The sequence below is a fragment of the Paenibacillus sp. GCM10027628 genome, from assembly GCF_042676385.1.
GTDB lineage: Bacteria > Bacillota > Bacilli > Paenibacillales > NBRC-103111 > Paenibacillus_E.
The window spans coordinates 1-6,247 of sequence record NZ_JBHTHA010000042.1 but is presented as its reverse complement, the minus strand read 5'-3'; the positions used below and the strand labels follow the sequence as shown (position 1 = coordinate 6,247).

The window sequence follows — 6,247 nt, the reverse complement described above, 5'->3', positions numbered from 1 at the left end:
TCCTTTTTTTCATGCCAAAAACCCTTGCTACGGCAAGGGTTTTGAATTATGAAACTGACTCCTTTGTTCTTTATCAAGCGGGTGACCCAAAGGTTACCCCCTCATTTCTTTGAAAGTGGCCGATGGTTGCATGATGTGCATTCAAATCTGCGGAAGAGCGAGCCACTCGACAAATCCATGGATAAATCGTCATTCCGAATTGTGAAATTAGCTGGAGTTTTGATAACTATCTTTTTCAAGATTACGCTTTGTGGAGAACTCGTAAATTAATTATGAAATTGACTCCAGGATGTGCGCAATCGGGCGCAGTTCATGACGAAGTGGATGGAACGCCTTCAATCTTCCTCATAGAACGTCATATGGTGTTTCTCCTCCCGGTAGTAACGAAGGCGGTCCTCAAGCGTGCCGGTATGTAATTCAAATTTATGACCGTCAGGATCGGTAAAATAAATCGAAAGCGCGTCTTTGTCGCTCCGAGGCCGTCCGGGAAGGATGTTTACGTTCAATTGGGTCAAACGCTCAAGATGATCCTCGTAATCTTCCTCTTGGATTGTGAAAGCCATGTGGGTGTAGGATTGATGAATTTCATTCCGGGGGATGTCCGCTTCCACATTAAGAGCCAGCCACAGGCCGTCTAAATCAAAGTAGGCCAGCTTGCGGCCTTTCACAAGTAATTTTGCTCCAAACACTTGCTGGTAAAAGAGTATGGACCTGTCCAGGTCGGATACGGAAAATAGCAAATGATTCATGCCTTGGATTTTCATTGGCAATTGAGGCTCCTTACGGACGGATTGTAGACTAATTATACCATATTTGATCTTGGAGTCCGAACGAGAGTATGATAGGAGAAAATTAGATACCATGAGGTGTACATCATGAGAACCGAAAGCCAAATCAAACGTAAATACAATGAACTGATTCAGCAGCAGCAATCACTGAAGCTTCGAATAGACCAAGCTGGCAGCGATTCAGAGCGTGAAGCGCTGACCGTTCAGAGTGAGCGAGTCGCCGATATGATCGACATGCTGGAGTGGGTGTTGAACGAGCCGGTGGGAAGTTATCATGCCTGATTCTCCCCTTTAGGGGGACGGAAGAACCTCTTAAAACCACCAGCGCATCGAAAAAATTTGGTGCAAATAAAGTAATTCAAAGTCAAAGAAATAGCCGGGATGGACTCATCACCTTCCATTGCGCCAGCGATTTAAGGCGAACTGCAACGATGGTTTCCATCGTTGCAGGGGTAGGATCAGCATCGTAGCGTGGCCGCAACGATGTTTTACATCGCTGTGCGGGGGTGTTCCCGCGCGCCAGCGTATAAAGGCGAACTGCAACGATGGTTTCCATCGTTGCAGGGGTAGGATCAACATCGTAGCGTGGCCGCAACGATGTTTTACATCGCTGTGCGGGGGTGTTCCCCCCCGCCAGCGAAAGATCAAAAGACTGTCCTCAGTCATCTACGATGACTTTCGAAACACCCTCTTTTTCGTTGTACTCATTAGCCATATTTGTAGGTGATCCCATGCCCGCCTTTGGGATAAACCCAGTCAATGTTGTGGGAGGGACATGCTATGCGGCACGTGCCGCATTCGATGCAGTTCTCGAACGCAACCGTCGTAATTTTCAGCTTCTTCTCCCATTCATACACATCCGAGGGACAGAAGTAGTTGCAATCCTTCGTCGTACAGTTTAAGCACGTTTGTGCATCCTTAATAATCAAGTGCGACTTGTCATCGCATTTGTATCGAATGGTGAACAGCTTCTCTGAGACGTCTGTCTGGCTCATCCGTTCATCGCCCTCCATCCTTTATAGCCTAGCTTCATCAGGTTCATCGTGCCGCCGGCTGCGTTTTTAATTAGCTGCACAGCCATTTTCTGTTTGTCGGCTTTCGGTACGCCATCCACCAGAAACATGTTGTAAGCCGCTTCGTTCAGCGCTCTCGGCAGCTTATCAAAGAGCAGACCGGGATCCTGCTCTTTGAGGAACTGATGCATACCCTTGTATTTCTTCAAATCTTTATGCACAAACGACTCTCGGATCTTCTGGTCGTAGGCTCGCAGTGAGGCGGCGGAATAGTCGCCGCGTTCTTTTGCCTCTACGATGGCCTCGCCCGCCAAACGGCCGGAAGTCATCGCGAGATTGGTGCCCTCGCGGTGGACGAAGTTAATGAGCTGCGCAGCATCGCCGCAGACGCACCAGCCATCGCCGGATAACGGCGGGATGGAGTGAAAACCTCCCTCCGGAATGAGGTGACCGGAGTATTCTTTCGTTTCGCCGCCCTGGATGAGCTTGCGAATCATCGGATGCTGCTTGACCGCGTCCAGCACCGCGTACGGTTTTATTTTTTTGTCGCGCAGATGATTGACCATCACGCCGACGCCTAGCGATATCGTTTCTTTATTCGTATAAAGAAAGCCCATTCCGGCCATACCGAGCGACGTCTCGCCCATGAATTCAATGGTGACGCCCTCGTCGCCTTCGAGTCCGAACCGGTCTTCGATCTTCTCCTTGGGCAGCGCAATGACTTCTTTCACAGCCAAGGACACTTCATCAGGATGCCATTCCTTGTGAATGCCCATCGCCTTGCCCAGCAAAGAATTGACACCATCGGCAATGACGACCACGTCGGCGTAGAGATCGCCGTCTTCCCGGTCGGTGCGGACACCGACGACGCGATTACCTTCGCGGATGACATCCAGCGCAACCGTTTCATAGATCGGCAGAGCGCCGGCGGCAACCGCTTTATCGGCGAACCATTGATCGAATTTGACCCTTAGTCCAGTAAAGCAGTTGTACGGTTCCTTATACGCCTCGTTCCTGTGTCCAAAAGTTACCATTGACTCTTTTCCCATCATCCACACACGCTGTTCGACGATGTACCGCTCCATGGGGAAGTTTTTCTCTTTCCAAAACTCCGGCACAAGCTCCTCGATTTGTTTGCGGTATAGGACGCCGCCGAAAATGTTTTTGGCACCTGGAAACTCACCGCGCTCTAGCAAAACGACCGATAAACCGGCTCGTGCCATCGTTAAAGCGGCTGCGGCTCCGGCAGGGCCTCCGCCGACGACGATCGCGTCAAATTTTTCGCTCATCTGGCTTCACTCCTTTCTCTAGCAGGGATATTCAAATTCAATTCCGCAGAGTCCGCTTCCGCAGCGGCTGATTCAGTTGGTTTCGGCAGCGGAATGCCGAATAACGATCTGCGCTTTCGGATTTCTTCCGTAATCGCCGGTACGATCTTAAACAAATCGCCGACGATGCCGTAATGCGCGAACTGGAAGATCGGCGCCTTCTCATCCTTATTAATTGCCACGACGACGTCGGCGTTGCTCATACCGACCGTATGCTGAACGGCGCCGGAGATGCCGATCGCAAAGTACAGCTTCGGCCGCACCGTCGCACCGGTCTGACCGACCTGGTGCTCGTGCCCGATCCATCCCGCGTCGACAGCCGCGCGGGATGCCCCAACGACGCCGCCGAGCGCTTCCGCCAGCTCGGCGAGCGGCCCAAAGGCGTCGGGACCGCCAAGCCCGCGGCCCCCCGCCACGATAATCTCGGCTTCCTCGAGATTAATCTTGCCCGTCTCGCGCAGAAAATCGAGCACCTGCGCGGCAATCTCTTCCTCGCGCATCGCCGCCTCGATACGCACGATCTCGCCTTGGCGCGCCGTATCCTTCGGCAGCGCCTGGAATACCCCGGCGCGAGCCGTCGCCATCTGCGGCCGATACTGCTTGCAGAGGATGGTCGCCATCATCTTCTCCGAGAAGGCCGGCCGGCTTGCCAGCAGCAGCCTTGACGGCGGCGGCTCGACATCGAGCTGCGTCGTGTCGGCCGTCAGCCCCGTCGGCAGGTGCGTGGCAATCGCGCCTGCCAGGTCGCGGCCCGTCGCTGTCGCGCCGAACAGCACGATCTCGGGCTTCGCTTCCTCGATCAGCTTAAGGCAGACCCGGCTGTACGGCCGGGTCCTGTACGTGCGAAGCTCCGGCGCTTCGCACAGATAAACACGATCCGCGCCGTAATGCACGGCTTCTTCGGCGAGGTGAGCCACCTCATCACCGATGACCAGCGCCAAAAGCGGCACGTCCAGCTTCGCCGCCAGCTTCTTGCCTTCGCCCAGAAGCTGCCAGGATACCTTTTTCGCTTCGCCGTCCCGCTGCTCCACAACGATCAACACCCCGCGATAGGCCGACCAATCCGGCATCGCTTGCTCTGACGGTTCGCTTGTCTGTTCGTTAGCCATTCTTTCTTCCACCCTTCCTTCTATGAAGTCCATCCCAAACGGGTCGGTATTTCCAGTTCCCAGAGCTGATCGGCTAACTGAGCAGCCGCTGCTTCCGGTGAATCATAGGCGATCATTTGCGTTTTTACCGCTTTAATTTCCGGCACCCATGTTTTGGCTACAATGGTCGGAGATCCTTTTAGCCCGATTTTGGCGCGCTCGAGGTCCGGAAAATCTGCCGTCGTCCAGACGACTGGCTTATAACGCGCTGCTCGGATCATACCCGGCATAGAAGCTCGCCTTACTTTATTCAGCTCTTTGAGCGCCGTGATGAGCACCGGCATGCTTGTCTCAACAACTTCAATGCCGTCTTCCAACAGGCGATGCACACGCACCTTCCGTTTCTCTTCGTCGACATCAACCACTTTATTTACATAAGTCAGCTGCTCCAGATCCAGCCTGCACGCTACACCCGGCCCCACTTGGCCGGTATCGCCGTCCAGCGTTTGCTTTCCGCAAAAAACAATATCGACTGGCCCCCATGTTTCCGCGATTTTGCGGATCGTTCTTGCCACCACGTAGGAAGTAGCCAGCGTATCAGCACCTGCGAAGCCGCGATCCGTTACCAGTACCGCCTCGTCTGCGCCAAGGGAAATACACTCCTTCAAACCCTTTTCCGCCGGCGGCGGCCCCATCGTCACGACCGTAATTCTTGCGCCTTGTTCATCCTTAATCCGCAGCGCTTCTTCCAAGCCATGCATGTCGTAGAAATTCACAATGCTCGGAACGCCTTGGCGAATTAACGTATTATTTTTAGGATCAATCCGTATCTCTCGGCTGTCAGGTACCTGCTTAATACACACCACAATATGCAGCATCACTGCATCCTCCTGTTCTGTTACGATCTCCTGCCTGCTACAGTCCAAAGACGCGAATCCACCTAAGCAGCTTGACTTCATTGTGAATTTTGTCACGTAAATGCCCGAAGGGGAACCGCTTACAATAGGCGCTATCCATGGATGGGAATCTACAACAATATATGCGAAAAATGCTTTTAAAATGACCCCCAATAAACCTATTTCCTTCTACATCCCGTCGTGGTAAAATACAGTTATAAGTTTCATTTAATGATATTGAGTTTCATTATATGAAACGATCTGTCAGGAGGTGCTGGAATTGGAAAACGAACAACAGATCAAGCATCAGGTACAAGAACAATTTGGTAAACATGCCGACAAGTACGTGACCAGCGAGTCTCATGCCGGAGGAGATGACCTCGCATTAATTCATCATTGGCTGCAGCCGGCGGCAGCGTGGATTGTTTTAGATATCGCAACGGGTGGCGGCCATGTGGCCAAACAACTCTCTCCCCACGTGCAGCATGTGATCGCTACTGACCTAACACCCCGCATGTTGGAGGCAGCCTCCAACCATTTAAAACAAGCGCAGTGCAGCAATGTCACGTTCGTTGTGGCTGATGCCGAGCATCTGCCGTTCCTAGACCATGCATTCGATGCCGTGACCTGCCGGATTGCCGCTCATCATTTTCCCCGTCCCCATCAGTTTTTGCAGGAAGTGTCCCGAGTTCTTAAACCAGGGGGTAAATTGGTTTTTATCGATAACGTAGCCCCCGAGGATGAAGCGCTCGGAACATTTATGAACACTTTTGAGGCGATGCGAGACACCAGCCATGTCAGATGTCTTTCTGTAGGGGAATGGTCTGCTTTAGCCGCGGAGGCAGGACTGCAAGTCGAGCAGTCGGTTATGAACCGAAAAAAGCACCCATTCCCCGTCTGGGCAAGGCGCACGGCAGACAGTGAAGAACAAACAAAAAACGTCGAACAGTTCATCGCTGAAGCTGATCCGACGTTTCATCGCTATTTTTCTATTTGTATCGAAAATGGAGCTGTTCAATCCTTGGAAATCGATGAATGGCGTGCGCTTTTGCATAAGCCGGTTTCTCACACATCCAGCTTTTAAAATTGCTGCAAACAAAAAACAACCCGTGGCTCTGCCGAGGCCACTGAAAA

Annotated in this window: 7 protein-coding genes; 2 read left to right on the top strand and 5 right to left on the bottom strand. The window is 52.4% G+C overall.

What is annotated here, in order from left to right; all coding sequences use genetic code 11:
* Positions 1-335: 335 nt before the first annotated feature.
* Complete coding sequence (gene fosB / locus ACFQZT_RS26795; RefSeq protein WP_379304992.1) at positions 336-764, bottom strand: metallothiol transferase FosB; 429 nt, start codon at positions 762-764, stop codon at positions 336-338.
* Positions 765-875: 111 nt separating this feature from the next.
* Between fosB and ACFQZT_RS26790 the strand changes: the two genes are divergently transcribed.
* Positions 876-1,070 (top strand): hypothetical protein, encoded by a 195-nt coding sequence (locus tag ACFQZT_RS26790; RefSeq protein ID WP_379304990.1) that lies wholly within the window; start codon positions 876-878, stop codon positions 1,068-1,070.
* A gap of 425 nt (positions 1,071-1,495) precedes the next feature.
* On the opposite strand, the gene ACFQZT_RS26785 is transcribed toward ACFQZT_RS26790, so the two are convergent.
* Genes ACFQZT_RS26785 through ACFQZT_RS26770 form a run of 4 tightly spaced genes read right to left on the bottom strand, consistent with a single transcriptional unit; the run spans position 1,496 to position 5,095 of the window.
* Complete coding sequence (locus ACFQZT_RS26785; protein WP_379304988.1) at positions 1,496-1,783, bottom strand: ferredoxin family protein; 288 nt, start codon at positions 1,781-1,783, stop codon at positions 1,496-1,498.
* A complete protein-coding gene (locus tag ACFQZT_RS26780; protein WP_379304986.1) occupies positions 1,780-3,090 on the bottom strand; it encodes an FAD-dependent oxidoreductase in 1,311 nt (436 codons plus the stop codon). Before ACFQZT_RS26780 ends, ACFQZT_RS26785 begins: the two co-directional genes overlap by 4 nt.
* The gene (locus ACFQZT_RS26775) at positions 3,087-4,238 is read right to left on the bottom strand and encodes an electron transfer flavoprotein subunit alpha/FixB family protein (protein ID WP_379304984.1); all 1,152 of its coding nucleotides are present in this window, start codon (positions 4,236-4,238) and stop codon (positions 3,087-3,089) included. Before ACFQZT_RS26775 ends, ACFQZT_RS26780 begins: the two co-directional genes overlap by 4 nt.
* Positions 4,239-4,258: 20 nt before the next feature.
* Positions 4,259-5,095: an electron transfer flavoprotein subunit beta/FixA family protein gene (locus ACFQZT_RS26770; protein WP_379304982.1), complete on the bottom strand. Its 837-nt coding sequence runs from the start codon at positions 5,093-5,095 to the stop codon at positions 4,259-4,261.
* 298 nt (positions 5,096-5,393) lie between these two features.
* Here ACFQZT_RS26770 and ACFQZT_RS26765 point away from each other — a divergent pair, with 298 nt between their 5' ends.
* On the top strand, positions 5,394-6,197 hold the full coding sequence (locus ACFQZT_RS26765; RefSeq protein ID WP_379304980.1) for a class I SAM-dependent methyltransferase: 804 nt from the start codon (positions 5,394-5,396) through the stop codon (positions 6,195-6,197).
* Positions 6,198-6,247 lie beyond the last annotated feature (50 nt).

What these genes read in the sequence shown, in the direction of transcription:
- fosB (WP_379304992.1), bottom strand. Translation starts at nt 764, where the DNA reads ATGAAAATCCAAGGCATGAATCATTTGCTATTTTCCGTATCCGACCTG.
- ACFQZT_RS26790 (WP_379304990.1), top strand. Translation starts at nt 876, where the DNA reads ATGAGAACCGAAAGCCAAATCAAACGTAAATACAATGAACTGATTCAG.
- ACFQZT_RS26785 (WP_379304988.1), bottom strand. Translation starts at nt 1,783, where the DNA reads ATGAGCCAGACAGACGTCTCAGAGAAGCTGTTCACCATTCGATACAAA.
- ACFQZT_RS26780 (WP_379304986.1), bottom strand. Translation starts at nt 3,090, where the DNA reads ATGAGCGAAAAATTTGACGCGATCGTCGTCGGCGGAGGCCCTGCCGGA.
- ACFQZT_RS26775 (WP_379304984.1), bottom strand. Translation starts at nt 4,238, where the DNA reads ATGGCTAACGAACAGACAAGCGAACCGTCAGAGCAAGCGATGCCGGAT.
- ACFQZT_RS26770 (WP_379304982.1), bottom strand. Translation starts at nt 5,095, where the DNA reads ATGCTGCATATTGTGGTGTGTATTAAGCAGGTACCTGACAGCCGAGAG.